Consider the following 25,731-nt stretch of genomic DNA (forward strand, 5'->3'; position numbering starts at 1 on the left):
ACTAAATTAGATCAACTCCTACCATGGTCATCGACAATTCCAGAAGAATGTCGTGTTCCAAATAAATCTAAATAAATCATAACATTAGTCCACATCTAGAAATAGGTGTGGACTATTTTACGCTTACCTATTCAACCCATATCGCATAGACCTCGGTTTGTGCGGAAAGTTTACATATGCTTTTTTCATCTAAATCCTTCCTCCATTCCTGAGCTGCATATAAGTAAAAACCTTCTGTCCTTTAATGGTATATACAGTATAACCGGGGAAATAATAGATGTATTAAATTAATGGACACTTGACACAGTGATGTTCTATACAGGGGGATAAAATATGTCAAACTTTCAAAAAGGAGAATTGATATGCCAATACCAGAGCTAGTATTGAGACTAACTATTGCCTTTATTACCTTATTAATATTGACAAGAATTATGGGAAGAAAAGAAATCTCTCAGATGACTTTTTTTAATTTCATTTCGGGAATCGCAATTGGTACAATCGGTGCTTCCCTGGCAATTGATTCTACACTTAGTATTCGCAATGGTGTAATTGCATTAATAGGTTGGAGTGCCTTTACATTAATAATGGGAATTTTAAATATCAAATCCAAAAATTTCCGTATTGCAGTTCAAGGCCAACCAAGTATTGTTGTTAAAGATGGTAAAATTATGGAAGAGGAATTACGTAAAGTGCGTTTAGATGTAGATGCTCTGAATGGTTTATTAAGACAAAAGGATGTATTTTCTATTACCGACGTTGATTACGCTATTTTTGAAACAAGTGGCAACCTTTCTGTATTAAAAAAGGAACAGAGGCAACCCGTGACTCAATCCGATATGAACATTCAACAGGTCAATACAGATGTTTTCCCTATAACTACAAGCATAATTTCTGATGGTAAAGTTGATCAAGAAAATATGGGCAAACTAAATATAAACAAACAATGGATCAATCAACAATTAAACCTGGCTGGGGTTAATTCTATTTCAGATGTCTTTTATGCTGAAATTCAAAAGGACGGGTCATTATATATTGATAATAAAAGTGACTTACAAAACTAACCAACATTTAGGAGCCTTTGGCCATCATCAACCGAAATTCATCTCCCTCTTACCGCTGGGTCACACCCTTTAAGCGATTGAAGAGGGAGACTTGTTTTCGGAGTACTGTTAAAAGAACCATACATATTAAATCTGTCTAAAATATTTGGTCCAATTTATTATCTTATTTAACTACAATATTTCATTAACCTGTTTTCCCGGATAAATACAATAACTCAATAAACACTGGCACATGTTCCGGCTGCCGGTTCATAGTAGCAATGATTTTTATACTGACCAGAAAAAGGTTCACCGTACCATGTTGGAGGACATGGACCATATGGGTTGAAATACCAAAGAGCATATTTCGCCGGGTGTACCCTCCAATAATCTAAATTCTTTTTTGCTAATCTCTTTTCAACTTCTCTCGCCCTTTGATAAAATACATTACCTTTTTGGACAGCTTCAAAAGAATAATTTCCTCCCTGTACTTGAAAAATGACATCTCGAATTGTTCTTACATCTCTAAAATCTAAACAATCCGCTTTAGAACGATTAACAATTACATTTCCGACGTACAGCATTCCTTGCTTTCCTTCACCTACTGCTTCTGCCCTCATCATCCTTGCCATTAAATCAACGTCTGGACTTGTATATTTTACTATTGGCATTTTTTCACCTCATAATATTGTATGGAAAAAAGCCTACTTTGTTGTCATTAATAGTGCTTCGTTTTAAAGCTATAGGATTTAGGTATTTAAGATAATAACTATGTCATTCTTTTTAGATCGTTATCCAATAAGTTATCGGAAAAGCAGAAAATAGTCATAAATTTGCAAGATAACTACTGCTCTTTGTAAAGTACTACATAGGTAGGTGAAAAAGATGCCTAAATTTGATGTTAATAAAGCATTGAATAAAATTAATGAATATACAAATTCCAAAAATGACAATGAAGATAAAGATGATCAACAATGGAAAGACGAAGTATTACAACGGTTAGCGAGAATTGAAGAAAAATTAGATAAGAAATAACAATCATCAGGGCATCCATGATAGGGTGTCTCTTTTTTATTATCCATATGGACTGCGAGCAGCCACTACCATAAAGAGAGCCACCATCGAAATGGCGGCTCTCCTTTCAATAATTGTGATCCGTTAAATGTCATAGACTAATAAATTATGTTGTGCCAACAATGATTATATGACACCTTTCCTGAGTTGTTCATACATTTATAAATTACTCGAATGTGGTAGTAGACAGGATTGATATCATCTACTGAGTATTAAACGTCTCGTCTTTTAGTTGATATTACAATTTCCATCAATGATGGTGATGATGGTGTCCAGATGATTCAGCTTGCACTTTACACAAAATCGAATCGTCATGCAGATGATCCGACGTTTCTAATTGAATCGTCATATGATGAATATTATGGTGTTCAAGGTCATGTTCGATTTGACGGAGCAATCGTTCACTTTCAGCAATGGACATTTGATCATCTACAACTGCATGACAGGAAAGTGCATTTAACCCACTTGTAATGGACCAAACATGCAAGTCATGAACGTTTTGAATGCCTTTTGTGTTTAGGATTGTTTGAATCATATCCTCCACATCTACATTTTGTGGTGTCCCTTCCATCAGGACATGAAGCCCCGATTTCGTAACATAGTAGCCACTGCGTAATACAAGTACTGCGACAATAACACTTGCGAGTGGATCTGCCCAACCCCAGTCGAAAAATATGATGAGCAGTGCAGCGATAATGGCACCAATCGAACCAAGCATATCGCTAATTACATGCAAGTATGCTCCTCGCATATTCAAGTTCTCTTCTACATCCCCACCACGCATCATAATCCACGCAACAAGAATATTAACCAGTAAGCCAATTATAGCGATGATTAACATCCCCGTTGAAGCAACTTCAGGTGGGTTTTGAAAACGCTGAATTGCTTCATAAAAAATATAAATCGCAATGATTATGAGTGTTAATCCGTTAAGAACAGCTGCCAATATTTCAAATCGTTTATATCCAAAAGTTTTACTATAGTTAGCAGCCTTCTCTCCAAGTGTGAAGGCTAGTAGCGAAACCCCAAGTGAAATGGCGTCACTTAACATATGTCCGGCATCTGCTAACAAGGCAAGACTATTAGTAAGAAGTCCGCCTATGGCCTCCACAATCATATATAAAGTAATAATAATAAAGCTGATTAATAAAACCTTTTTATTTGCACCATGTGTATGGTCATGTCCGTGATCGTTTCCCATTCTAAACCCCCTCCTAGATTAATGATGTGAAGCATGCTCAATTGCCTGCTTTAGTAAATTAATAACATGATAGTCATTTTCCGAATAATACAACGTTGTTCCTGATCTTCTATATTTGACTAGTCTTAAATTTTTTAAGAAACGTAATTGGTGGGAGACACTGGATTGACTTAAGTTTAATGTCTCCGCAATATCATTGACGGCATGCTCACCTGTACACAGATAGTTCAAAATACGAATTCTGGTTGGATCACTCAATGCTTTGAAGGTTTGAGAAACGATAAACAACGTCTCTTCATCTAAATCTTGCCCTTCTTCATTCAACAACTCTTCGGGTTTCTGTTCTTCATTCATTTATTACACTCCTATATAATTTATCAGTTTAGTTATATGAACATATACTCATATTATCATGTATAGGTTATTATAAACTACAGTTAATGTCAATTATTAACTTTAACATTTACATGATTCTATATTATCTAAAACATAAAGAATTACTACTAATTATTAATAAATATACAAAATTCAAGGTTAAATATTGACGATTAATATTAAAGAATATTTTTAATACCACTTGAAAATACATAATAGGCAAAGTATAAAAATAATACACCTGAAACTAATGAAAAAAGACGCACCATCTTATTTCCCATCATTTTTCCACCCACACTACTTACATACGATAAAACTGCTCCCCATACAATTGAAACTGTAACAAATCCTAAGATAAATGGTAGAAGACTTTGATTTTCGGAATTCCCGATAGTTGAACTCACAACACTTCCTGCAACAGTAGCGAACCATACCAAACCTGTTGGTGAAGAAACCACTAACCAAAATCCTGTGAAGAAGAATGCCCATAAAGATTTCTTTTCGATTCCTTTTTCATTTAAGTCAAGTTCCGCTGGGGCAACCGAATCTTTAAATGCTTGAAAAGTTAAATAGCACAGCATCCCTGTTCCACCAATCCACAAAATAATTTGGAAGATGAAACTTGATTCTAATAATAGTGCAACTCCTAAAACGGATAATAAAGCATAAACCCCATCACCGACTGCACAACCTAATGAAAAAATGAATGCAGGAAAAAACCCTTTTTTAATCCCTGTACGGATAAGCCCTAGATTGCCAGTGCCTAATTGAAGGACAAGCGACAATCCTATCAAAAACCCAGAAATAAAAAGTGCCATAATCATCTCTCTTTCTAATATAATCAAACCAACCTATCATTAATAGTGTCTCATCTGGTAAAGCCTTTACTTTATCTAACACTATCTTAACAAATCATGACTCTATATCACTAGAATACTTTTCTGGTAATAACGCCATGACATTACACTTTACTAATTTCCCATTGTAAGAAATGATAACATCAGTATCTTTTCCGTAATCGCTTATTAACTCACGACACATACCACATGGGGCTACAACCCAACATTTTTCTATATCTTCGTGAGGATGTGGATGAGCAACCGCTACAATAGACTCAAATTCGTGTTCTCCTTCTGAAATAGACTTACCAAGTGCCATAGCCTCTCCACATACCGCTATTCTTCCTACATTTGCTTCTAGATGAACCGCTGCAAAAACATGTCCAGAAGTTGTTCTTACTGCCGAACCAATATGGTGTCTTCCATACCTATAATTCTTTTCAATTACTTCTTCTGCCGCCTTAATCAAATTATAGTCTCTGTTTTCTAATGCGCTTACTTTTAACATTAAAATTCCCCCTCGTATATGAAAAAAATCTATAATTCTATGTATCTTCAATAAATCTGCTATAAAAACCAACATCTTTGACACGAACCAGCCAGATAGCTCAACAGTCATTCACAATCCTTATTGATAATAAAATAAATGTTATCCCCTTCGTTTTTCGTGCATGTATTTCATCCATTTTTTTAACTTTAAACTGTAAATGAAGTATCCGACACCAGAGACGACAGACACCCCGACGGAAAGCTGTAAGATAAGTTGGTGAGAAGTATATATCCCCGTCCCAATTCCTAGAATACCAAAGAGTGTTAATTGAAATAATTGTTTTTTGTAATTTTCATATATAGTAAATTGAAAGTGTCTTCGTTGCTCGGTTTCCTTTATATCATCCAGTTTTTGAGGTAGTTTTAGAAACCCTGTAAAGGAATGGAAAGTCTTAAATAAAGGCTGTGATTGCAACCAAAACGAAATAAACGACCACTTGTTATTCCCTTGTTTACTTAACCACTTCATAAATACTGGTTTTAATACGTTAATAAGTTCATCTTCTGATACCAAGCTACGTAGCATTCCTTCGATTGTAATGAAAGACCGACCTAAGAAAACAAATCTCGTGGGTACTTGAATTGGAAGTGCTTGAATTATAGCATTCAATTCCAATTTTAAAGCTATAAGGTCCATTTCTTTTAATTGTGTAGATTGAAAAGACAATAATTCAGCCAACAACCTTTCCATCGTCCTTGGGTCTGCTTCAGGTAGCAAGAATCCTAGATGAGTCAAGCATTCCACAGCTTTAGGGTAATTTTTTGATAGCAAACTCTCAATTAATACTTGAAAATATGTCGCATCCTTCCTAGAGATTTCCCCTACCATTCCGAAATCTAGTAATATGATTTGTCCATCCTTTGATACGAATACATTTCCTGAATGAGGGTCAGCATGGAACATACCACGTTCAAGCCACTGGGGAAGAAAAACTTCAATGAGATGCTCAGCCAATTCAGATCCGTTAGCTTCTAATTCACTTATTCCTTCTTTATCTGTCAGCTTTATTCCGTAGACCCATTCCATTACCAATACCTTTGATGTACTTAGCTCGGAATACACTTCTGGAATTTTTACTCTATCGACATCCTTAAAACGTTCTTTAAAATAGAGTAGATTATTTTTTTCCTGCGAAAAATCAAGCTCCCGTACAATAACTTCCTTGAGTTCTTTAAACAAAACCTGTAAATTTATAAATCCTTTTGGCATGGGAACAAAATGATGGGCAAACCAAATAATAATACTTAACGTACGGAAATCCGTTTGTATGACTGATTGGATATTTGGGCGTTGTACTTTAATGGCAACTGGTTTGCCATCTTTTAAAACCCCCTTATAAACTTCTCCTATAGAGGCAGAAGCTATCGCATTTTTTTCGACGTGAAGTAAGAATTGGTCTAAGGGACCTCTCCATTCTGCTTCAATAATCCCCTTAATTTCCTCCCAACCAGAAGGGGGAACTTGATCTGTAAGGTCTTGAATTTGACGGATAAACTCATTTGGAAGCAAGTCCTCTCGAATGCTTAGTAATTGCCCCATTTTAATAAGTAATCCTTCTAATTCAAATAATGTTTTTCGAAATCTACTCCCTATTTTCCCCCACAATGTATTCCAATCAGCTTCAGGTTTTTTTCTAACTTTGTACCAATAAATTTGAATGAAGATGACAAACGCCATTGATAGTACCTTTGACATTCGTTTCAATTTACTCATAGATTTCATCAAACCACTCATTTCTTTATGAATCCCTATTAAAAGTATCCTGTACCGTTAATTCAGTCTTTATAAACAAATAATAACAAAATGCCTAACACCTTAATTGAAATTTTCCGAAATTAATTATTCCAAGTTCATCATTATGCTCATTTTACTTCTTCTATAAATTAAACTAAATAAACCATATCCTGCTTTATGGAAAAAGGCAGCGACTTTATATGTCAGTATTTTGTACGTTACAACCTTCTATACTCCTTTATCTTCAAAACGTTTTAAGTCTTTGATATGTCCCATTACTACCAATATATCCCCTTTCAAGATGGTATCATCAGGCAAGGGTGAAATGTTTACATTTTCCTCTCTCTTGATAGCCAGGATTGTACAACCGAATTTTGCGCGGATGTCCAAGTTTACTAGCGAATGATTTGACATCCTTTTTGTTGCAACCACCTCAATAATACTATAGTCTTTCGACAGTTCAATATAATCTGTAATTTTTCCTGAATCCAATTGGTTTGCTACACGAATTCCAATCTCCTGTTCAGGGTGAATGATACGATCGGCTCCGATTTTCTCTAGAATTTTATGATGTTTTTCATTTTTGGCTTTAACCCAAACATTTTTGACTCCCATTTCTTTTAAAATCAATGTACAAAGGATGCTTTGCTGAATATTTTCTCCAATCGAAACAACTGCATAATCGAAATTTTGTATTCCAAGCGATTCCAACGATTCTTGATCTGTTGCATTTACTACCGTTGCGTAAGATGAGTTATTCATTACTTCTCTTACATTCTCTTCATCCATGTCAATTGCCAATACTTCATTTCCTAAGTTATATAATTCTTTGCAGACGCTGCTGCCAAATGTGCCTAATCCAATTACTGCAAATTCCTTTTTCACGAATATTCCCCTTTTCCCATTCCATACAATACATGAATTAAGCTATTATGATCAATGATGTTTATGATTATGTATCACTTTATAAATAATACTAACTCCTAAAAAGGTTAACCCAAGTCCTCCTATCAGGAATATGAGTGCATAGGTAAATCTAAGAAAAAGTTCCAAATAACTCACTCCATTCTCAAATAAACATTCACCAATTACCTTATAAAACAAGAAAAAGACCATACAAATAAGAATGGTCTTAGGTTAAACCTTTGACCTTTCTCTCGGGAATAATAAATATAACGCTTACGGGGTTAGCTGTCGGATTAGGGAATGAGAGTATCCCTTCTTACAAAGTAAGATTCACCCCAAGATAGCTTTTCATCTATCAAAATGGTTCCCCCGCTCAAAAAAAGATTCAGCGAATAAAAGGTGTATGGATATTTTATTATTATAAAATACTCCTATTCTATTCAATTGTCAACAAGATCTTTTTCACAAACCATTATATAAGGATGAGTTGAATAGGAAAGAAAAAAGTTTCATTCTATTAAACATCATTCAATTATTCTCATCGATAGACTCTAACTGGAATTCCAACTTGAGTGAAGATAAGTCTTTTCCTTACTACTCTCTTCTGTTTGGTGCAAGACCTTTAATCAGCAATTCTGTCCACTCTGCCGTGTAAGGTACAACTTTTTCATATATCTGCGGATTAGAAATACCTTCAACAAGGGTCCTGAAATAAAGCAACAGAAACTCATCGGAGTATTTTAAGTCTACCTTGCCTTCTTTACGCCCTCGATGGAACAAATCTAACATCATACTATAGCTTTCTTTGGAGAATTTATCCATCATCAAAGACAATCCGTCGTCCCCTTTCTCTGTAATATACTCCATCATATCCATATAAAATGATTGATTGATTTTATTTAGATAATGAATCTTATTTTGGCTCATTGCGAGAAGTGTTTCTTCAAAAGGTCTATTTTCAGCCATGATCTTTTTTGCTGTTTCACCCATTTCATCAAAAAAACCCTTAAAAACTTCATGGATAAGATTTTCTTTTGTACCAAAATACTTAAATACTGTTGTTTTTGCTACGTTTGCATGCTTTGCAATCTCCTCTATGGTTACATTTCTCCCGCTAGCATTTGTGTTCATCAATTCAAAAGTTGATTCTAAAATCTGTTTTTTCTTTTCCTCTGTTCGTTTTTGAAAGCCATTCAAATTAAATACCTACTTCCTATATATCATGAAAAAAATTTCATAAGATAATTGTATTCTTTCCTATATTATATACGAATATTTACGAACTATCAAAGATATAATAGTATAAAATCACATTGACTACAGGGAGAAATAAGTATATTATGAACTTATAAATCTATTATAGTTTAAAACTAAGCCTGAGAAGGGAAATTATGAATCAATAACATATTGACAGTTTCCTTTATCTGATGTTTTTACTTCTCTTCTCTTTAAACAGAAAAGTACCTTACTTGTAAATGAAGTTCAATTTATAAACGAAGGAGTGTATGTATGGTGGAAAAAGTAATTAACTTAAAAGGCTTGCAAAAGAAGTTTGGTAAATTTCAAGCATTAAATGATGTGACGTTCTCAGTAAATGCTGGAGAAGTTGTCGGTTTTATTGGTCCAAATGGTGCTGGTAAATCTACAACTATCCGTACTTTATTAGGTATTATCAGGCGCGATGACGGTCATGCGGAGATTTTTGGAAAAGATGTTTGGAAAGACAGTATTGAAATTCATAAACGTATTTCCTATGTTCCTGGTGATGTCTCTCTTTGGAGGAGTCTCACAGGGGGAGAAATTATTGATTTGTTTATTAAATTGCATGGTGGAGGAAACAAGCAAAAACGCGATTATTTAATTAAACGCTTTGAATTAGATCCTAAGAAAAAAGCGAAAGGATATTCTAAAGGAAATCGGCAAAAGGTTGGTTTGATTGCAGCGTTATCTGTTGATTCGGATTTATATATTTTTGATGAGCCGACTTCTGGTCTGGATCCTTTAATGGAAGCCGTTTTCCAAGAAGAAGTGGAAAAAATCAAAGAAGCAGGTAAAGCAATCTTACTATCCTCACATATTTTAAGTGAAGTTGAACGTCTGGCAGATAAAGTTGTCATTATTCGGCAGGGAAAAATTGTGGAAACTGGTAACCTTGAAGAATTGCGTCACTTGACACGAACAACCGTTACTTTAGCAACAGAACGAAATGTTGCTGAAATTGCAGGAGTAAACGGCGTACATGATTTCGAACAAACAGATAATCAAGCTACATTCTCTGCAGATAATCAATACTTCAATGATATCTTGTTGGCAGCAACCAAGCTGGGTGTTACAAAATTTGAAGCAGTACCACCTACTCTTGAGGATTTATTCATGCGTCATTATGAAGGCTAAGCTTTAAAAAGGAGGGAAGATGCAATGAGGGAGAAATTTACACATTGGGATTCACTGTTTGCACTATATCTGAAACGTGATTGGAAAAAAATAATAGTTTGGATTTTAGGAGTTGGGCTGTTTTCAGCAGGATTTGTTTCAGCCTTCGAAGAAATAGCAAAAGGTCAAGGTTTGGTGGGGATGTACGAAACACTAAAAAACCCTGCAATGATAGCCATGGTAGGTCCTACACCAGTAGAATCAGCAGCAGATTATACGTTAGGCGCAATGTATGCGCATGAAATGTTACTATTCTGTGGACTATTTGCGATGATAATGTCTGTTTTACACGTGGTCAGTCATACTCGTAAAGAAGAGGATCTTGGACTTACTGAGCTTGTACGCTCCTTTCAGATAGGTCGTCAAGCAAACTCGCTTGCTTCCATGATGGAAACCATTGTCATTAATGCCTTACTTGCACTTTTTATTGGTGGAGTAATGATGAGCTTCGGTGCAGATACGATTTCTGCTGAAGGTTCCCTTTTATTTGGAGCCTCCATCGGATTTGCTGGGATTGTCGGTGCAGGATTTGCACTTGTTATGGCTCAAATTATGCCGTCCTCGACCAGTGCAACAGGTTCAGCACTTGGGATTGTAGGATTGCTTTATATTATTCGTGCAGGGACAGATGTCTCCAATGTTGATTTTTCTATAATCAATCCACTTAGTTGGACTTATTTAACGTATCCCTTCACGGAAAACAACTGGATTCCGCTTATTTTTGCTTTGATTTTTAGTGCAATCGTAGTGATCATTGCATTTGCTCTTGAAGGAGCACGTGATATGGGCGCAGGCTATCTTCCTGAAAGAGAAGGTCGAGGAAATGCAAAAAAATCTTTGTTATCTGTTCGGGGTTTATTTACCAAGATTAATAAAGGAGTGATGATTGGCTGGTTGGTCGCCTTTGTTATTATGGGGGCGGCCTATGGTTCAATTTATGGAGACATGCAAACTTTCCTTGAGAGTAACGAAATGATGAAACAGATGTTTTCTCAATCAGGTGTTTCTATCGAAGAATCATTCACTGGGACGATTATGATGGTTATGATTGTTTTAGTTTCTATTTTGCCAATTGCTATTGTCAATAAACTTTTCACTGAAGAAAGCCGCTTACACTTAAGTCAGCTTTATGCTACAAAAGTGACTCGCGGACAACTTTATTGGACCAGTATTGGTTTAGCGGTTTTTGCAGGCTTAGCAGGGATCTTATTAGCTGCCGGTAGTCTTGGTGGCACAGCCATCTCCGTAATGGGAGATAGCGTAACGATGGATATAGTGGATTTTCTCACTGCTGGTTACAACTTCTTACCATCCGTATTATTCTTTACTGGTCTTGCGGCTTTAGCTCTCGGTTGGGTTCCGAAATTAGGTAAGTTGGTTTATTTTTATCTTGGCTATTCCTTTGCACTAAACTACTTTGGAGGTATATTAGACTTACCAGAATGGTTTTCGAAAACAGCCATTCAAAGCTGGATTCCACAAATGCCAATGGATGATTTTAGTACTCCAGTTTTCATTACAATAACTGTGATTAGCATCGCTTTAATGGTAATGGGTTATCTTGGTTATAGTAGACGGGATATGGTTGAAGGAGCTTAATATTAACCAATAAAGAAGTGAAGTTATTTAAGAACTTAATGCCAACACCTATATAGCATTAGCGCCATTATTGAACAAAAGTAAAGAACTATTTATTGAAATAAACCGCATTTTTCAACCGAAGAATGCGGTTTTAATCTTAAGAGTGTGCCAGACTCAAGTCATACGACGGTTGGGTTAATAATATGAGTGGATTAAAAAGTAGCTAACGGAAGAAATTATAATAAAAGCCACAATTGTAAACCATAACCATTTTGGAAATTTACTCAACAAAACTCACCCTATTTGCTTTTAATGGCGTGGCGCAAACAAATTTACGGATACACCAATTAAGCAAATGCTAGCACCTACCCAATCATATAAATCAGGTGTTTTCCTATCAATTCCCCAACCCCATAAAACAGAAAGAACTACAAAAACTCCACCGTATGCAGCATAAACTCTACCGAACGATGGAAAGGTTTGAAATGTAGCAATCACACCATATAGGGCTAATGCTACTCCACCACCTATTCCCCAAAAAACATGTTTTCCTTCTCTTAACCATAACCAAATTAGATAACCTCCACCAATCTCGGCGATACCTGCAACTATAAATAATACGATTGCGTAAATAATATAGACCACTTCCTATAACAAACATCTTATATAATAAATTATAACTTATTATTACTGCATTAGTCTGTCAGATAGCTCAAGAAGCGATTGCTCTTATTGTGCTATCGCAGTTTACACCAATATTGCTTCTTTCGCTAATGCACCAGTTCCTTAAATACCACAGACTTTTTTCATAAAGAAAACAATATGAAGCAATAGCAATGTAGATTTCCTCAGTTCCCTCTTTACTATTTTTGATTTCCTAATATTTTACTACTTTTTCTACTGCCTACATATAAAAGTAGCGGGGAAGCTGAGGATAATAAAAGGATAGTTAAGAATCCAGGTAAAGCTGGTAATAAGTCAAATACAGTATAAAATCCGAAATTAAATGCTAAAAAAATCAGCATGATAAATTGCCCATATTCTGCCGTGACACCCGATCCAACGTTCATTATTAATTGTCCGCTTACTGCTAAACTTATATTAATTACAAATATAATAGCAACTGATTTTAATAAAAGATGGTTAGAAAAACTTTTAAGAAACCTATTACCAATATATAAATATAGATAACAAGCAGAAAGTGTGGCAATTGCATAAATAACTTTTGCTACAAAGGTATCAGTCATAAGCCTATCAATACTAAAAACTAAATTAAGTGCAATTCCTACCATTAAGCTAATCAGCAAGTGGAGCAATAAGGGCTTAAAATATAATATTGGATTTGGACTATGAAGTTTATTAAACTCATTGCCAAGGATTATCGGGTTTCCCATTTGTTCTACTGCTTTTATTTCTGCATCCTCCTCATCAAAGCCTTTTGTAACCCAATATTCCTTTGATTTATTCAAATGAAATTCTAATTCAGCCTCGACGTTTTTTTTCGCTTTTTTTGACCGAATTTGATTAGTAACTTCCTTTAAAAAGAAGTCCATATCTTTTCTCATTTTTCATCACCCCTCTAATAATTCTTTGAATAAAAACCCCTTTTGTCTTTCTTGATTCCCAGCTTTTTGTATAGCTTTTTTACCCTTAGCACTTGTCTGGTATAACTTAGCCTCAGATTCGTTCCATTTTGAAATTAAATATCCGTTTTGTTCTAAGGCATGTAATAAGGTATATAACTCCCCTTCATTTTCTTCAAAAGAATGATTGCATTTGAAATTTAATTGCTGAGTCAAATCAAACCCTGTCTTTTCCTTTATAAGAAGTTGCAGCACTACTAGGATATTTTCCTCTTTATTGTTCTGATTTCTTATCTTTTCATGAACTTGAAGGCGAATTTGATCTGAAAAGTTTAGTTGGCTAAACCTTTTCTTATCCATTGTTTCACGAAGTCCTCTTAGCTTATTTTCCATTTAATTACCCTCCAATCGTTTCTTTAATAGTTCCTTTGCTCTTTTAAGACGTGTTTTAATTGTATTTTGATTAATACCTATTAAAGTAGCTAGCTCCTTGATAGTTAGGTCTTCAAAATAAAATAAAAAGATTACTTCCCGATATTTTACTGGTAAATCCATGATTGCATTTACTAATTTTTCATCCTCATCTTTTTGAATAAATGCCTGTTCTACACTTATTGCTTGTGCTTTATCAAATAACTTCTCGTTCTCTGCTTGGGTTACGTTTTTGTAATACCAGCTCTTCAGGTAGTCTTTACAGTGATTAATCGCAATTTGCCATAACCAGGTTCTTAACTTGGATTTCCCCTTAAATGTATGAAGGGAGTTATAGCATTTAATGAATATTTCTTGTGTTAAATCTTCGGCAATCTCTTTACTATTTACATAAGAATACGCAAGGTGCAATATCTCTTGACCATATTGGGTCATCATTTGATCGATAAGTTCTGCTTTATCTTCACTTTGAAAAGCTTCTGCTGATACTTCTTCCAATGCTATTTCTCCCCTTTAAATATAAGACGATGTACTTTACAAAAGAGTTTGTTTTTTATAATACTTTCTTTCATTTTGATATTAATATATAAAATTAAAAAACGTATCTTTTGGTGATACGCTTAATTTATAGCATTCAATATCTAATTTTAGCACAAAAAGCTTTTACTCTTATTCAACCAAAGCACCAGTTAAATCAATAAAACTTAACAGTAATTAATCAACATTAAATGAATCCTTCCTGGTTTTTTCATACCAGTTCAACGCTTTTACTTCTATTTCTTTTACAAGATGTTCCTTACCATTTATGTATGATTTAATATCATAGGGAAATTGTTGTGCCAATCTTTCTTTTAATTCACCATAGCTCTTCTTTACTTCGAGATTTCTTTGCAGGTAATCTCGAAAAACCAAGTGTCGTTTTATTTCACAACTTCCAACCTGATAAATATGAACGTGATGAGAGCGATTGTCGCCACCTTTTTGAAAATATCTTCTTCCAGGTATTCCGTTCTCACCTTTAGGTTCATACCCATTGATCCCCATCTCAGGATTGTATTTGTCAACGAGATCTATGTCTTTAACGACTGGCATTATATCTAATATTGGTTTAGCTTTTAGACCCGGAACTGATGTACTACCAATATGATGAATATCTACAATTTCATTCCCAAAAATGAATTTAAGTATTTCAACTTCTTCTACAAACATTAAAGACCATTTTTCACTATATGAACATACTTCGACCTTTCTCAAAGCAGAACACCCTTTCTTCAATAAAACGAACCAGATAGATCAAGAGCCTTTTATTTAACATTAACATAATATTCAATCGGTTTTTCTAAAAAAAATATGATCAGTTTGATAGCCACCTTGTTCAACTCTTGCCCCATTTTGTTGAAGAAAGACTTGCTCAATTTAAAATTCTATATCCAAATAAGATTTTTTTAAAGAAAAATTACTAAAAGGCGGTAAGTTTATTTAGCCTGTTTACCAGAGGTTCTTTCCACTCATCAGCCAATTCCCTAACAGCTAATAATCTTTTTATTCCTTCAATATCTTTTTGTTTATGAAAATAAATCTCATTTCCATAAAGAATTGATACTTTGTTAGGGTGCGATTCCAACAATGTAATTTTAGAATCTTTTCGTACAATACCTTCTCCTAAAACACGACATAAATAACCAGTAAAACCTGTTTGTACCATCCTTTTTAGAAGAGAAGGGTGATTAGTTCGCTTTGTAATTGTACTACACGGTATTCTACCTTGAGTAACCTGTATAATGGCTTCTCCAAGTTGAAAAATATCTCCAACACAAACATCTTTTTCCAACATATTCGTTACTGTTAAATTTTCACCGAAAGTTGAGGGTGGTAGAGGGTTACCAAGTTCTTTTTCCCACAGAAAATAATGTTCATACGGGTAAACACATACAGCACGATCTAGACCACCGTGATTCTTTAAGTCTCCAACCCCATCACCTTGAAATCTGTTTTTTGTTAAAAAAGCCTCTTCAATTATTTGTTTACTAATCCCTGTATTTATCTCCTTACCATTTCCATATATCATTTTTTTGGGTAACCCAATTGAAAAATTATTTAATTCTATTGCTTTACTACTCGCCATTGTAATACGAACCCACTTTCTCTTATTATCTTTAAAAGACCGCCTTGACGTTCTTGTTGTAGTATTAAAGCACCCGTTTGTTTAAGATGCACTATGCTTTCTCTCTTTCGAAAAGCTAAATAATGCTATTACTAAGCAAAGCATACTCAATGCCCAAACAACTCCAGAAATACCTATTTGGAGCGAGATCTCTTCTGAAGCCATTGGATGATTGTAGTCAAAAGCTATGCCCTTTAATCCAAAATAGAATGCAACAGAAACTAATAGCAAATGAAGTATTGTCCAGATGTATCCTGAACTATTATTTTTCTTTTTCACCCAAAGGAATACAATAACTAAAATTGCAATCCCCATAACAATAGAAAATCCACCAATTAACAAACCCATTACTTCCTGTTCTAATGGTATAAGATTACACCTCCATATTAAATTTCATCTTAAACAATCCTGCCCTTTACTTCAATATTGCTTCTTTCGCTAAAGCACCAGATTGTTAAAGAGTAGTACGTTTACTTATTTTTGATTTCTTCTAATAAATAAATTACCTTTTCATTTAGTTCTATTATCGTATCATTTTGCCTTCTAATTGTTTTAAAATCTATTAAAAACAATATTAAAATTAATGTGATTAAGATAATCATTCGGTTCACCCCATATATATTTTTACATCCTAACTCTACCTAAAAAAACATAATCCTTATTGAACTTTTGCACCAGATAGCTTAAAAGTGCTTTATAATATATTGATATACTTAAGAAAAGAATGAGCTGTAATGTATAAAAAAATAATAAGCATTACAAGTATAACCCAGGAATAGTAATGCTTTTTACTTCTTAAAATATTATATATAAAAATCAAAATAGTACCGATAATAACTACTCCGCCAATTATAGGTATAAGGAATAAAAATACAGTCATTCAACACAACTCCTAGCATCTCCAAGCAGCTACTGAACTCTTTTTTTTCGCCTTTTTATTGTACTAAAGCACCAGTTTAACTTAACAAATTGCCACCCCTATTATTATAAAATCGTCACAACAAAGAGAGGTAAATAATCTATAATTTACAATTTGAACAAATTATTCTATCAGCTTGCTTCCTTAGTGCAGCATCCAACATGCCATAGGGCATTTTCAATTGAGAAGGTAATTTCAACTCCACAACTATGCTTTCGTTAACTTCAATATTTTTATTACATACGGTACATTTTAGACTTTTATCTCCAAACATACTTCCGCCTCCCTGATACTTTATTGCCTTAACAAAAGAAACGCACCATTGTGTTGAAGAGGATATTAGTTTTTAAAACTAAATTAAAATGTTTTCTTATAGTACATTGCAGATTCATCATATCCAATAGACTTATAAAACTTATCCGCTCTTCTCGTAGCAAGTGCTACTAACTTAGAACCCCGTTCTTTTGATAGTTTCTCTGCCTCCGCCATTAAGTGCTTCCCGATTTTCTTACCTCTATATTCTTCTATCACAAAAAGTTCCTCAACCCAAGTGATTATTCCGTTCGCATAGAAAGCGGGATGGTGAAGTACAAATACATATCCAATAAGATTTTGTTCTTTATCAGCCAGGATCAAATCAACACTTTCATCGTCTAAGAGTGATTTAAAGACATTTGAAAAGTCAGGTTCATTAACATCAAAACTTGTTGCTAATTTTTTTGCCATCACATATAAATCTTCCCTATCGCTATTTTTTGCTTTTCTGTAGATAACGTCTATACCCATTCTATCCCTCCGCTTTCAAAATTCCTCATTTAAATCCACTTCTTGTTCCATTATCCTGCTAGTTAGTTTAAGATCATTACTTCACAATCTCTCTATTTATTTTAACATAAGTATTCAGAAGATAAAGTCAAGTAAAAATCAATGGATTCCCAATTTATTGATAAATTTATGTATGTCGGTTTGCACATAAAATTGCAGGTCAAAATGTAGACCAACACTGGATTGTATCTAACTAATTGGTGTACAAATTACACTACAATTTTAATGGATTTTAATCCGGGAATCCTATTATATCAATAAAAAAGGACCATCAAATCAGCATACAAATTGACAGTCCTTTCACATTTCATTTTTAGATGAAATAATATATTAACAAGCTGAAGAATATTATTGTCCATAATAATACCAAAAACAAGTAAATTTTTTTATCTTTCGACATATCCTTTAGACTTGTTTTTTCGTCAAATATCTTCTTGATTTCACCATATAAAATGATGATATAAATCGTAGGCGAAAATGCTAGTAATAGTATCAGGTTAGCTTCTTCTGTTTCTGTAAAGTATTCATAAGATAATGAGCTAGCATAGATAATTAATCCGTACACAACAAATATAAAAATGTAGAGAATTAACCTGATTATAAATTTACTACTATGAGTCAATTTCAAAAGGGTCTCCTCCCTCTTTGATAAGTCTTTATAACTCTTGCCCGTTATTAATAAATTTTAGAAAACTTGGCATTCGCTTTAGGTTGGGCAATGCCTTAGTTGCACTTATGCAAATCTTTACGGTGGGGCGAGTAATCGGAGCCCCAGAAGGAAATATGGATAGACTTTCTTTACCGCCAATAGAAAAAGGTACTTCTCCTTCTTTAAGAAAAGTACCATTTAATAAAACATCTATTTAGTATTGACCAAGAAAATATTTTATCCCGCTTAAACTGACAAATCATATGATAAAAACTTAAGCCTTTGTTGTTTATGCTTGTCGAGCATAATCTGTTCCGGCTTGATGCCTTGCCCACGTAGTACCTCAATGTTCTGCACAAGGAACTCATCGCTGCCGACAACATAGAATTGTCCATCCTTGTCTGCAGCGAGATTTTTCACTTCTTCATAGTAGTCTTTACGGTTATCGACGAACTGTGATGTGAACTTCTTCTCAGGTGCGGTTTTAAAAATGTTAGTGAATAAGAAATCCTTTGATGAATCGATGTTCAGGGAATGAATTTGATGAACATTGTCAGCACGTTCGAAATAATCAAGTACAAGCGGTCTGAATGTTGCCAAGCCGACACCTGATGACAGGAGGTACACATTTTTGTCTTCTCTTTTAAGCGGTATATTCGAATGCGTTTTAAAGATTGCAACTTCATTGCCGACTTCCAGATTTCTTAAAATCGCTTTAAACTCAGAACACTGCTCTTTGATACGTGTTGTGATCCCGATTAAATTTGATTGTGGCAAAGTGGAGATTGACATATGACGAATCAGGCTGCGGTTTGGTTTATCTCCGGCATTAAAACCTTCCAGTGCGAAGTGGATGTGAGCACCTTCTTCCCATGTATAGTCTTTCGGACAGTCAAGTAGGTACGTTCTAACCTCAGGCGCTTCTTCAATAATCTTATTTATTTTAGTCCAGTATATTTGCATTATATACTCCCCTTTATATGTATCGTTACTATCTAATGTACAGTAAGTGATAATAATTCTCAATTAAAAGGATTGATTATTTCAAAATATCTTCATTACCAATACCCTGTAACACCTTCCCAACGTCATTTTGTATGGGTTTTATACACGCCTACCTACCATAAAAATAATTGGGGTGCCAATGATGGTAGGCATAGACCATAATAATAAAGAAGGAATTTGATTTATTAATGGAATGGCTGCACCATTAACGACCAAAATAGCAGTAATAATCCCAATATAAGAACCTGCCATTCCACTTATATGCATTGACAACCAACCTCTCCAACGCAGCTTTCTTGCCAGGTATCCAAAAAGAGCTAACCCATAAGAAAAAATGGCTATATAGAAAAGATAAGCACTTTCTGACCAATTAATTATCGCCATTCCAACAGAGGTTATGAAAACCACTAAATAGCCAATATGATACCATTCTCCAATCCTCGTATGGTAGCCTTTTTCCTTCTTTACAGAAAAATTGATTGCTCCTGTCAATAAGCAAAAACTACCCGCAATAATATGTATGATTAGCAGAAAAATATGGGTGTTCATTCAATCACCTCTTTTTACAAGTTATTCAATTAAATGGCGCGATTGTTGAAAGTAAATTAGACCGTACTCTATAGCTAATCCAGCCAGTTACTAAAAAAAATTCTTGCCACTTATACTTTAATGAGTTAGTCGAGGAACAAATCTTAATAAAACCTGCTTTATTAGTCTATTAGTTTGATTTCTTCTGTATAGAAGTCAACAGTATATTTCTTTTTAACTTTCATTTCACCATTTACAGTTTCATAAACTCTAATGAAATATTTTGTTCCCTCTTCTTTTATAAAATCAATCGTCAAATTCTGTTTTTCTTCAGCACTAAGTTCGTTATAGACAAGAACTTCTGCATCATCCTTTGATAAAACGCCTTTTTCTTCTGCATTTTTATCACTAAAGGTAACATCACTTTCTGTCTTTTCTGGTTCGTTTGAGCAACCTATTAAACAACTAATCACTAATAGCCCTGTACCTATAAAAAAAGATAAATTTCTTAGCAATAAAATCACTCCTTAATAATATACCTGTTACAATTAAAAATATAAAACTAAGATGCAGTACCATTACTAGTTCTGTTCCTACTATAAGAAACGCCATAATCGCCCATCCTTTTTATTCTAATTCTATAATATGGATCGTTTGCCGAACACAAGTTAAACGACACGCTTAAACAAACCTGCCAAAGAGCTCAGCAGCCTTTCATTCAATATTAACATAATATTCCTAATATTATTCAAAAAAAAGACAATCAATTATTTCCCCATCCAGTTTCACTGGCAAATAAAAAAGTAACCCTATGAGAGGTTACTTTTGGCGTGATTATCTTTTAATCTTTTTATAAACAATGTAAACCAGTAGGAAATAAAGACAACTGCAAGGTCAATAAGGAATATATGGAAGTTATTTGCTCCTTTATAAAACTTCAATAAGCCCATCCATTCTTCTATTGTTGCAAAACCAAATGCAAATACTGCACTTAAAAGAATGGAATACATGTAAAAATTCTTCTTATGTTTTGTTGTATACTGATATAAAAGTAAAAAACCTACAGGAAGAATGGAAACCGTTATATTCAATGAATATGGCAGAGCAGGTGAAAGAAAGTGTGTATGAATCATGAAATTATTCCTTTCAAGAATCATACTGGTATAAGTCCATAAAATATGGACCGTATAGCCAAAGAAAAGGACTTCAAAAATCCTCTCTCTATCAACTTTAAAGAAAAGTAAAACCAATGGAATAACAAAAAGCAGTAAAGTTACCCAGAACTGCCATGTACCAATATTGGAATAAGCGTTCCAGTAGGACGATAAAAGCTCATTAAGTTCTTCTGTCTTCACATAAATTTCATCCCAATATTCTGTAAAACCCATAAAATACCCTCCTAATTTTCAGTCTTATCTTATGGGTTAATGATTAATTTATGTAATGTTATTTAGGAAGGTGAGCAAAGCCCACAGAGACAATAGAATTTAGCCGATGCTGTGTCAGCAGCGTTAATATATGTAGCATTGGTGATTACCCTGTTGAATGACAAAAAATGAATAAAGAGCTTGGCAAAAACAAGCTCATTTTGACTAAGTATTTGTTTACTAATTCAAATCATCATAAAAATCCTTATAAGTGCCATCTTGATAAACCTTGTAGGTACCTAAAGTTCCAGTTTTTCCAGATACACGAGTAGGTACGTCAACCAGTTGTACCGTATAATACGAACCATAATCATCAGTAGAAGATGTTTCTGTTGCACCAAATGAAACATCATCATTTTTTCCTTCTTTTAAGTGCTGCTTTAAAAATTGGACAGCTTCTTCTCCACTCGTAATTTGGATATTTTCCTCGGGTTCCGATGGATTCTCTTGATTTTCATCTGTATTGGTAGTTTGTTCAGTTTTAGTGTTTTCTTGTTTTCCTGCAACTGCTGATTGATTATTATCTTCGGCAGACTTTTCTTCTGCATTAACCTCATCTTGTTTTTCTTTTTCGTTCTCTTCACTACTTTCTGTGTCACCGCCTGTCGGATCTTTTGACTCATCTTCGTTTTCGGATACTTTGTCTACCTCTGGCTCATCACTGCTTGCCTTACTTTGCTCATCGGATGAATCGCAAGCGGAAAATACGACTAATAAAGCGGCTAAAGAGGTTACGATAAAAATTTTATTTTTCTTCATTTTTACAACTCCAATCTTTTCTTAGACGTCCTACTCAAATTATTCTAACATAACCAAAAACATCCATTTATTTAATACTTATGAAGCTCCTATCATCCAAGAGTTTTCGGAGCAACATAACAACAACTTTCCTTCTTCTAACTGGGGTGACCATTTTTGATCAAAGTTATGAGTGTCAAATGAACTATCGAGAATAGGGGAATTGTTTTCCGTCTTATTAAACAGAACTCTCAATTCGTTATCAAACTCATAAGTGCCACGATCTAGATAATGTTCTAGCTGGCGTACTTTCTTTATTTTAGCCTTTTTTTCTTGTACATATTGGTTTAGTTTGTGCATTGTTTTCTCTCCATTTTTTGAAGATTGATTTTTTCACTAACCCATATCCTTATTCAAGAATATGGCCCTTATACGTAATTAGGGCACGGGTTCTTTTGCCATTACCGCGCCCGATTATTGAAATCATAGTATTTTCTTTTGGGAGACAGAAAGTTTCCTCCGCCAACTAAAGCATCATAAATTCATGTTATTTTAATATCCCTTTAAATTGTCTCAATAAATATGTTACTATTTTCAGTTCCGCCTTATAGCATATTTGTCTAACACGTTCCTGTGTTATATTGTGTGGTATACTGGCTTTTTTGTGGGTGATCCTTGGCTTGTTTATCCCGTATAAATCATCCAAGATCATTTGTTCCCTTTCCTTTAAAATATGTATTCCAGCATTATAAACTTTTATAAACCGCTGAAACTCATTAGAATTTGGATCATCCAATATTTTATAATACGGTTTAACTTGATAAAATCTGGGCACATGATTAGGACTTTTAGCAGAATTCACCATATCCATAAAGAAAATTGCATCATCGCTTGTTATTGTTCTATCATCCATTAAATTATTTCTCCTTACTATATACTCTAGTAGACACGTTCATTATTTCGCAATAGCACCATATCGTGCAATAAGGAGGATTCGACTTATTGTAGCACCAGTCGTATGTTTACAAGGCTTATAAATTTAAATCACCTTGCACATATAATGAAACTATTTAATGATTGCTCATTGTCATTTGAGGTATTCATCAATTCATAGTAACTGTTGACCATTGATTGTATCATTGGGGGAGCATCAACGAACTCTTCACGAATGCTATTCGTATAACTTTTCTCCCACTTTGCGTCCTGCAAATACATTGCATTGACTGTACATTGCTTTTCGATATGGAAATCTGCCTTTTCGAGCAACTCTTGAATTTGTATTTTATGAAACAAATTCTGTATATTTCCATCATTGTTTACGAAATTAGAGTATAAGGCCTGAATGGAAGCTGCACAAAAATGGGAATGCTGGTCTATGTGAGTAAAGTCAAGATCCCATTCAGCAAAGCATATACGTTTAGCCATTTTTCGCAACTTCTTAAAATAACGGAGTAAATCTTCAGGTCTTTTGAAGTACCAAGAACTGTGGGATAACACTGCTATATCAAAGACTTCGTTAGAATCAAATGTGTCAAAATCCATTTCAAAATGAAACGTGATGCGTTCACCCAATGCAGACTTCTTGATCAAGTCTGTTGCTTGTCCCAACGTCAAAGGAGATCCGTAATTACGACTGGCAATATCAATTCCGATAACCTTCCCGTCTTTTCCCACTGCGTCAGCTAATGCTACTGTTGTATCGCCTTGGCCACAGCCAATTTCTATTATACTCATACCTTTTTCTATCCCAAATGCCTTCACTAAGTCTAATCTATGTAGTAACTGGACTTGCTGAATTTCATCTTCTTCAAATAGTCTGTGTGTAGATAAAAACGTTGTTACTGATTCATTTAATTCAATTGATTTCAATGTCCTACCTCCTAATTCCCAGTTATCTTATTATGTTTCAAGGCTATCTTAATACTACAAGCCTTTACTTTAAGAGATTTCCTTCTTAAACAATCCTGCCAGATAGCAAAGATAGGCTGGGCTGCCATATCGACAGTCTCTTTATTGTGTTAAAGCACCAGTTAGTGAATTTCTAAAAAAGTAGCAATTATTCTCTGCTTTTTGTTTCAAAAAATAGTTGTTCTGGCAGATACCCTATTTCAATAATTGACTGTTTTATTTTTTCTTTTGTTTGTGCATCAACAACTTTTTTTGTTAATACGTTAATTTCCAGGGCTTTTGTATCGAAGGCAACCACTTCGATTTCGGAAGCTGGTTTGATGCGTTGTGGTAAATACCTCTCTAAAATTGCACTAACCTCTTGGTTAGCCTTTAACCGTATTCGTTCGAATTTATAATCATCCTCAATTTCCCCCGTGCGTTGATTTTGCCCGATGTGAAATTGAAGGTCAGGGTTGTTTTTGGGATGTGCTTTGCCGTGATACTCATCATGTAAGAAATCGTAACGGATGTCTTTCAATGTCATCTCAGTTTCGTATTGAGTTAAATGTTTATTAAAATCATCTTTCATTTTAAGATAATCCCAAGGAAATCCAATATTCATATACAAGGCACCCGTAAGGAATATCACAATACACAGCAACCCCAATTTCCAATGTTTTTTCAAATCAAGACCCCCATTTGTCCCAGTGAACTTTCAACGTGGTAGTGTCCCCAACTAAACTGCCCGATAGCTCAGAGTAGGCTCCCATACCGACAATCTCCTTATTGTGTTAAAGCACCAGATAGTGTAAGTGTATTACTTCACAATTTCCCTTCAATTATCTAAGGTTAGTAATAATACATATGTATTTTCTTTACTACACAATGAACTGAGTAAACCAAGCAATATACTTTGCACCTGGAATGAATAACACTTGTGCTAACAGTGTTCCTAATAACCTTGATGTTACCATCATAATAGAAGCACTTTTTAAACTAACATAGCTTCCCTTTTGGTTAATCACATCATCTGCAAGGATTGAAATTTTAGGATCGATAAAGACAATGAGTAAGATTGTGGCTACACCATTAATTAAACCCGATGCCATTACAGCTGTTGTGGCCCGTTCAGGTGCAAGCAACGCTGCATATAGTGCAGATAATACTCCTATTGTATAAATTGCCGTAATCAACATATTAGTGCAAAATAATTTAATCGGTATATCCCGCCAGTTCATATCTTTTAAATAAGCATATCTAGGTAAATGAATATGTTTTCCTGCACGTTTTAAGTAAGGTATAGTAAACCCTTTTTTCAATAACGCAGGAATAGACCCTCGTTCCTCTGCTAGATGTATGATTGCTCTAGAAAAAATAGCAATAAATGTTGGTAATAAAAGTAGACCAATAATTGTTCCTAATGTTGCAGAACCAATTAGAATTCGATATTGACTAGCAACGAATTCTAGAGCATTTTCTTTTGGTGCATTATCTATCAAACTTCCTGTAAAAGGCTGTTGCATCATATTCGCTAACCTTGAAACCATTACCATCACGTTAAATAGGGAAAGAGCCGATGCTAATAGTTTCACCCTTGCACCTGATAAACGTACGGAATATGCTAGTGTTTCGATTGAATGAATGATTAAGATAAATAATGCAATCATTATTAATTGTGTTGTGATATATTCCAAAGACATTACCTACTCCATTTTATTTGTTTGATTAATCCTAAACCCTACTGCTTTGTTAGCAGTGGATCTTTGTAAATCAATAATAGCATAATATTCCAATTGTTTTACCAAAACTAAAAGACAATCAATTCAATGATCGTCTTG

32 protein-coding genes and 1 riboswitch are annotated in these 25,731 nt (G+C 34.3%); of the genes, 4 read left to right on the forward strand and 28 right to left on the reverse strand.

Annotated elements, in window-relative coordinates; translation table 11 throughout:
* The first annotated feature begins 362 nt into the window (after positions 1 to 362).
* Positions 363 to 1,061, forward strand: a complete 699-nt coding sequence (locus CIL05_RS12050; RefSeq protein ID WP_095655797.1) for a DUF421 domain-containing protein — start codon at positions 363 to 365, stop codon at positions 1,059 to 1,061.
* A 215-nt stretch (positions 1,062 to 1,276) separates the two neighbouring features.
* Here the strand turns inward: CIL05_RS12050 and CIL05_RS12055 are convergent, their stop codons facing one another.
* Positions 1,277 to 1,711 (reverse strand): cell wall hydrolase, encoded by a 435-nt coding sequence (locus CIL05_RS12055; protein WP_095655798.1) that lies wholly within the window; start codon positions 1,709 to 1,711, stop codon positions 1,277 to 1,279.
* A gap of 214 nt (positions 1,712 to 1,925) precedes the next feature.
* Between CIL05_RS12055 and CIL05_RS22240 the strand changes: the two genes are divergently transcribed.
* A complete protein-coding gene (locus CIL05_RS22240; RefSeq protein ID WP_165769115.1) occupies positions 1,926 to 2,075 on the forward strand; it encodes a hypothetical protein in 150 nt (49 codons plus the stop codon).
* Between the two features lie 289 nt (positions 2,076 to 2,364).
* On the opposite strand, the gene CIL05_RS12060 is transcribed toward CIL05_RS22240, so the two are convergent.
* The 7 genes from CIL05_RS12060 to CIL05_RS12090 form a co-directional block, all read right to left on the reverse strand.
* Positions 2,365 to 3,315 carry a cation diffusion facilitator family transporter gene (locus CIL05_RS12060; RefSeq protein WP_095655799.1) on the reverse strand — a complete coding sequence of 317 codons (951 nt, stop codon included), beginning with the start codon at positions 3,313 to 3,315 and terminating at the stop codon, positions 2,365 to 2,367.
* 18 nt (positions 3,316 to 3,333) lie between these two features.
* Positions 3,334 to 3,669, reverse strand: coding sequence for an ArsR/SmtB family transcription factor (locus CIL05_RS12065; protein ID WP_095655800.1), 336 nt, complete (start codon positions 3,667 to 3,669; stop codon positions 3,334 to 3,336).
* Between the two features lie 200 nt (positions 3,670 to 3,869).
* Entirely contained in the window at positions 3,870 to 4,535 is a 666-nt protein-coding gene (locus CIL05_RS12070; protein WP_133065304.1) for a LysE family translocator, read from the reverse strand.
* A 67-nt stretch (positions 4,536 to 4,602) separates the two neighbouring features.
* Complete coding sequence (locus CIL05_RS12075; RefSeq protein ID WP_095655802.1) at positions 4,603 to 5,037, reverse strand: cytidine deaminase; 435 nt, start codon at positions 5,035 to 5,037, stop codon at positions 4,603 to 4,605.
* A gap of 141 nt (positions 5,038 to 5,178) precedes the next feature.
* The gene (locus CIL05_RS12080; protein ID WP_240510183.1) at positions 5,179 to 6,813 is read right to left on the reverse strand and encodes an ABC1 kinase family protein; all 1,635 of its coding nucleotides are present in this window, start codon (positions 6,811 to 6,813) and stop codon (positions 5,179 to 5,181) included.
* A 228-nt stretch (positions 6,814 to 7,041) separates the two neighbouring features.
* Positions 7,042 to 7,698, reverse strand: coding sequence for a potassium channel family protein (locus tag CIL05_RS12085; protein WP_095655804.1), 657 nt, complete (start codon positions 7,696 to 7,698; stop codon positions 7,042 to 7,044).
* A gap of 276 nt (positions 7,699 to 7,974) precedes the next feature.
* A riboswitch (cyclic di-AMP (ydaO/yuaA leader) is annotated at positions 7,975 to 8,120 on the reverse strand.
* Positions 8,121 to 8,313: 193 nt separating this feature from the next.
* The gene (locus CIL05_RS12090) at positions 8,314 to 8,916 is read right to left on the reverse strand and encodes a TetR/AcrR family transcriptional regulator (RefSeq protein ID WP_095655805.1); all 603 of its coding nucleotides are present in this window, start codon (positions 8,914 to 8,916) and stop codon (positions 8,314 to 8,316) included.
* Between the two features lie 312 nt (positions 8,917 to 9,228).
* Here CIL05_RS12090 and CIL05_RS12095 point away from each other — a divergent pair, with 312 nt between their 5' ends.
* Both CIL05_RS12095 and CIL05_RS12100 read left to right on the forward strand, forming a co-directional pair.
* Positions 9,229 to 10,113: an ABC transporter ATP-binding protein gene (locus CIL05_RS12095; RefSeq protein WP_439144840.1), complete on the forward strand. Its 885-nt coding sequence runs from the start codon at positions 9,229 to 9,231 to the stop codon at positions 10,111 to 10,113.
* A gap of 24 nt (positions 10,114 to 10,137) precedes the next feature.
* The gene (locus tag CIL05_RS12100; RefSeq protein ID WP_095655806.1) at positions 10,138 to 11,751 is read left to right on the forward strand and encodes an ABC transporter permease; all 1,614 of its coding nucleotides are present in this window, start codon (positions 10,138 to 10,140) and stop codon (positions 11,749 to 11,751) included.
* A 291-nt stretch (positions 11,752 to 12,042) separates the two neighbouring features.
* On the opposite strand, the gene CIL05_RS12105 is transcribed toward CIL05_RS12100, so the two are convergent.
* The 20 genes from CIL05_RS12105 to CIL05_RS12200 form a co-directional block, all read right to left on the reverse strand.
* The gene (locus tag CIL05_RS12105; RefSeq protein ID WP_095656009.1) at positions 12,043 to 12,369 is read right to left on the reverse strand and encodes a YnfA family protein; all 327 of its coding nucleotides are present in this window, start codon (positions 12,367 to 12,369) and stop codon (positions 12,043 to 12,045) included.
* A gap of 227 nt (positions 12,370 to 12,596) precedes the next feature.
* Positions 12,597 to 13,298, reverse strand: a complete 702-nt coding sequence (locus tag CIL05_RS12110) for a permease prefix domain 1-containing protein (RefSeq protein WP_095655807.1) — start codon at positions 13,296 to 13,298, stop codon at positions 12,597 to 12,599.
* 6 nt (positions 13,299 to 13,304) lie between these two features.
* Positions 13,305 to 13,709 (reverse strand): PadR family transcriptional regulator, encoded by a 405-nt coding sequence (locus CIL05_RS12115; RefSeq protein ID WP_095655808.1) that lies wholly within the window; start codon positions 13,707 to 13,709, stop codon positions 13,305 to 13,307.
* On the reverse strand, positions 13,710 to 14,246 hold the full coding sequence (locus tag CIL05_RS12120; RefSeq protein WP_095655809.1) for a sigma-70 family RNA polymerase sigma factor: 537 nt from the start codon (positions 14,244 to 14,246) through the stop codon (positions 13,710 to 13,712).
* 216 nt (positions 14,247 to 14,462) lie between these two features.
* Positions 14,463 to 15,002 (reverse strand): GrpB family protein, encoded by a 540-nt coding sequence (locus tag CIL05_RS12125; RefSeq protein ID WP_095655810.1) that lies wholly within the window; start codon positions 15,000 to 15,002, stop codon positions 14,463 to 14,465.
* Between the two features lie 205 nt (positions 15,003 to 15,207).
* Positions 15,208 to 15,873 (reverse strand): MOSC domain-containing protein, encoded by a 666-nt coding sequence (locus tag CIL05_RS12130; RefSeq protein WP_095655811.1) that lies wholly within the window; start codon positions 15,871 to 15,873, stop codon positions 15,208 to 15,210.
* An 81-nt stretch (positions 15,874 to 15,954) separates the two neighbouring features.
* Positions 15,955 to 16,260 carry a hypothetical protein gene (locus tag CIL05_RS12135; RefSeq protein WP_240510184.1) on the reverse strand — a complete coding sequence of 102 codons (306 nt, stop codon included), beginning with the start codon at positions 16,258 to 16,260 and terminating at the stop codon, positions 15,955 to 15,957.
* A 671-nt stretch (positions 16,261 to 16,931) separates the two neighbouring features.
* A complete protein-coding gene (locus CIL05_RS22245) occupies positions 16,932 to 17,105 on the reverse strand; it encodes a hypothetical protein (RefSeq protein ID WP_165769116.1) in 174 nt (57 codons plus the stop codon).
* An 83-nt stretch (positions 17,106 to 17,188) separates the two neighbouring features.
* A complete protein-coding gene (locus tag CIL05_RS12145) occupies positions 17,189 to 17,617 on the reverse strand; it encodes a GNAT family N-acetyltransferase (RefSeq protein WP_095655813.1) in 429 nt (142 codons plus the stop codon).
* A 352-nt stretch (positions 17,618 to 17,969) separates the two neighbouring features.
* Entirely contained in the window at positions 17,970 to 18,284 is a 315-nt protein-coding gene (locus tag CIL05_RS12150) for a hypothetical protein (protein ID WP_095655814.1), read from the reverse strand.
* Between the two features lie 267 nt (positions 18,285 to 18,551).
* Complete coding sequence (locus CIL05_RS12155) at positions 18,552 to 19,268, reverse strand: ferredoxin reductase domain-containing protein (protein WP_095655815.1); 717 nt, start codon at positions 19,266 to 19,268, stop codon at positions 18,552 to 18,554.
* Between the two features lie 141 nt (positions 19,269 to 19,409).
* On the reverse strand, positions 19,410 to 19,859 hold the full coding sequence (locus CIL05_RS12160; RefSeq protein WP_095655816.1) for a DUF2306 domain-containing protein: 450 nt from the start codon (positions 19,857 to 19,859) through the stop codon (positions 19,410 to 19,412).
* A 161-nt stretch (positions 19,860 to 20,020) separates the two neighbouring features.
* Complete coding sequence (locus CIL05_RS12165; RefSeq protein WP_095655817.1) at positions 20,021 to 20,353, reverse strand: hypothetical protein; 333 nt, start codon at positions 20,351 to 20,353, stop codon at positions 20,021 to 20,023.
* A 294-nt stretch (positions 20,354 to 20,647) separates the two neighbouring features.
* Complete coding sequence (locus CIL05_RS12170; RefSeq protein ID WP_095655818.1) at positions 20,648 to 21,226, reverse strand: hypothetical protein; 579 nt, start codon at positions 21,224 to 21,226, stop codon at positions 20,648 to 20,650.
* 219 nt (positions 21,227 to 21,445) lie between these two features.
* Entirely contained in the window at positions 21,446 to 22,024 is a 579-nt protein-coding gene (locus CIL05_RS12175) for a hypothetical protein (RefSeq protein WP_095655819.1), read from the reverse strand.
* 78 nt (positions 22,025 to 22,102) lie between these two features.
* Positions 22,103 to 22,363 carry a hypothetical protein gene (locus tag CIL05_RS12180; protein WP_095655820.1) on the reverse strand — a complete coding sequence of 87 codons (261 nt, stop codon included), beginning with the start codon at positions 22,361 to 22,363 and terminating at the stop codon, positions 22,103 to 22,105.
* Between the two features lie 187 nt (positions 22,364 to 22,550).
* The gene (locus CIL05_RS12185) at positions 22,551 to 22,916 is read right to left on the reverse strand and encodes a hypothetical protein (RefSeq protein WP_095655821.1); all 366 of its coding nucleotides are present in this window, start codon (positions 22,914 to 22,916) and stop codon (positions 22,551 to 22,553) included.
* 131 nt (positions 22,917 to 23,047) lie between these two features.
* Complete coding sequence (locus tag CIL05_RS12190; protein ID WP_095655822.1) at positions 23,048 to 23,872, reverse strand: SAM-dependent methyltransferase; 825 nt, start codon at positions 23,870 to 23,872, stop codon at positions 23,048 to 23,050.
* Between the two features lie 187 nt (positions 23,873 to 24,059).
* Positions 24,060 to 24,578, reverse strand: coding sequence for a hypothetical protein (locus tag CIL05_RS12195; RefSeq protein WP_095655823.1), 519 nt, complete (start codon positions 24,576 to 24,578; stop codon positions 24,060 to 24,062).
* A gap of 193 nt (positions 24,579 to 24,771) precedes the next feature.
* Complete coding sequence (locus CIL05_RS12200; protein WP_095656011.1) at positions 24,772 to 25,560, reverse strand: lipid II flippase Amj family protein; 789 nt, start codon at positions 25,558 to 25,560, stop codon at positions 24,772 to 24,774.
* Positions 25,561 to 25,731: the final 171 nt, after the last annotated feature.

The organism is Virgibacillus profundi, from assembly GCF_002287375.1.
Taxonomy (GTDB): domain Bacteria; phylum Bacillota; class Bacilli; order Bacillales; family Amphibacillaceae; genus Virgibacillus_K; species Virgibacillus_K profundi.

What these genes read in the sequence shown, in the direction of transcription:
- CIL05_RS12050 (WP_095655797.1), top strand. Translation starts at nt 363, where the DNA reads ATGCCAATACCAGAGCTAGTATTGAGACTAACTATTGCCTTTATTACC.
- CIL05_RS12055 (WP_095655798.1), bottom strand. Translation starts at nt 1,711, where the DNA reads ATGCCAATAGTAAAATATACAAGTCCAGACGTTGATTTAATGGCAAGG.
- CIL05_RS22240 (WP_165769115.1), top strand. Translation starts at nt 1,926, where the DNA reads ATGCCTAAATTTGATGTTAATAAAGCATTGAATAAAATTAATGAATAT.
- CIL05_RS12060 (WP_095655799.1), bottom strand. Translation starts at nt 3,315, where the DNA reads ATGGGAAACGATCACGGACATGACCATACACATGGTGCAAATAAAAAG.
- CIL05_RS12065 (WP_095655800.1), bottom strand. Translation starts at nt 3,669, where the DNA reads ATGAATGAAGAACAGAAACCCGAAGAGTTGTTGAATGAAGAAGGGCAA.
- CIL05_RS12075 (WP_095655802.1), bottom strand. Translation starts at nt 5,037, where the DNA reads ATGTTAAAAGTAAGCGCATTAGAAAACAGAGACTATAATTTGATTAAG.
- CIL05_RS12080 (WP_240510183.1), bottom strand. Translation starts at nt 6,813, where the DNA reads ATGAGTGGTTTGATGAAATCTATGAGTAAATTGAAACGAATGTCAAAG.
- CIL05_RS12095 (WP_439144840.1), top strand. Translation starts at nt 9,229, where the DNA reads ATGGTGGAAAAAGTAATTAACTTAAAAGGCTTGCAAAAGAAGTTTGGT.
- CIL05_RS12100 (WP_095655806.1), top strand. Translation starts at nt 10,138, where the DNA reads ATGAGGGAGAAATTTACACATTGGGATTCACTGTTTGCACTATATCTG.
- CIL05_RS12110 (WP_095655807.1), bottom strand. Translation starts at nt 13,298, where the DNA reads ATGAGAAAAGATATGGACTTCTTTTTAAAGGAAGTTACTAATCAAATT.
- CIL05_RS12115 (WP_095655808.1), bottom strand. Translation starts at nt 13,709, where the DNA reads ATGGAAAATAAGCTAAGAGGACTTCGTGAAACAATGGATAAGAAAAGG.
- CIL05_RS12130 (WP_095655811.1), bottom strand. Translation starts at nt 15,873, where the DNA reads ATGGCGAGTAGTAAAGCAATAGAATTAAATAATTTTTCAATTGGGTTA.
- CIL05_RS12135 (WP_240510184.1), bottom strand. Translation starts at nt 16,260, where the DNA reads ATGGGTTTGTTAATTGGTGGATTTTCTATTGTTATGGGGATTGCAATT.
- CIL05_RS22245 (WP_165769116.1), bottom strand. Translation starts at nt 17,105, where the DNA reads ATGTTTGGAGATAAAAGTCTAAAATGTACCGTATGTAATAAAAATATT.
- CIL05_RS12145 (WP_095655813.1), bottom strand. Translation starts at nt 17,617, where the DNA reads ATGGGTATAGACGTTATCTACAGAAAAGCAAAAAATAGCGATAGGGAA.
- CIL05_RS12155 (WP_095655815.1), bottom strand. Translation starts at nt 19,268, where the DNA reads ATGCAAATATACTGGACTAAAATAAATAAGATTATTGAAGAAGCGCCT.
- CIL05_RS12160 (WP_095655816.1), bottom strand. Translation starts at nt 19,859, where the DNA reads ATGAACACCCATATTTTTCTGCTAATCATACATATTATTGCGGGTAGT.
- CIL05_RS12170 (WP_095655818.1), bottom strand. Translation starts at nt 21,226, where the DNA reads ATGGGTTTTACAGAATATTGGGATGAAATTTATGTGAAGACAGAAGAA.
- CIL05_RS12175 (WP_095655819.1), bottom strand. Translation starts at nt 22,024, where the DNA reads ATGAAGAAAAATAAAATTTTTATCGTAACCTCTTTAGCCGCTTTATTA.
- CIL05_RS12180 (WP_095655820.1), bottom strand. Translation starts at nt 22,363, where the DNA reads ATGCACAAACTAAACCAATATGTACAAGAAAAAAAGGCTAAAATAAAG.
- CIL05_RS12185 (WP_095655821.1), bottom strand. Translation starts at nt 22,916, where the DNA reads ATGGATGATAGAACAATAACAAGCGATGATGCAATTTTCTTTATGGAT.
- CIL05_RS12200 (WP_095656011.1), bottom strand. Translation starts at nt 25,560, where the DNA reads ATGATTGCATTATTTATCTTAATCATTCATTCAATCGAAACACTAGCA.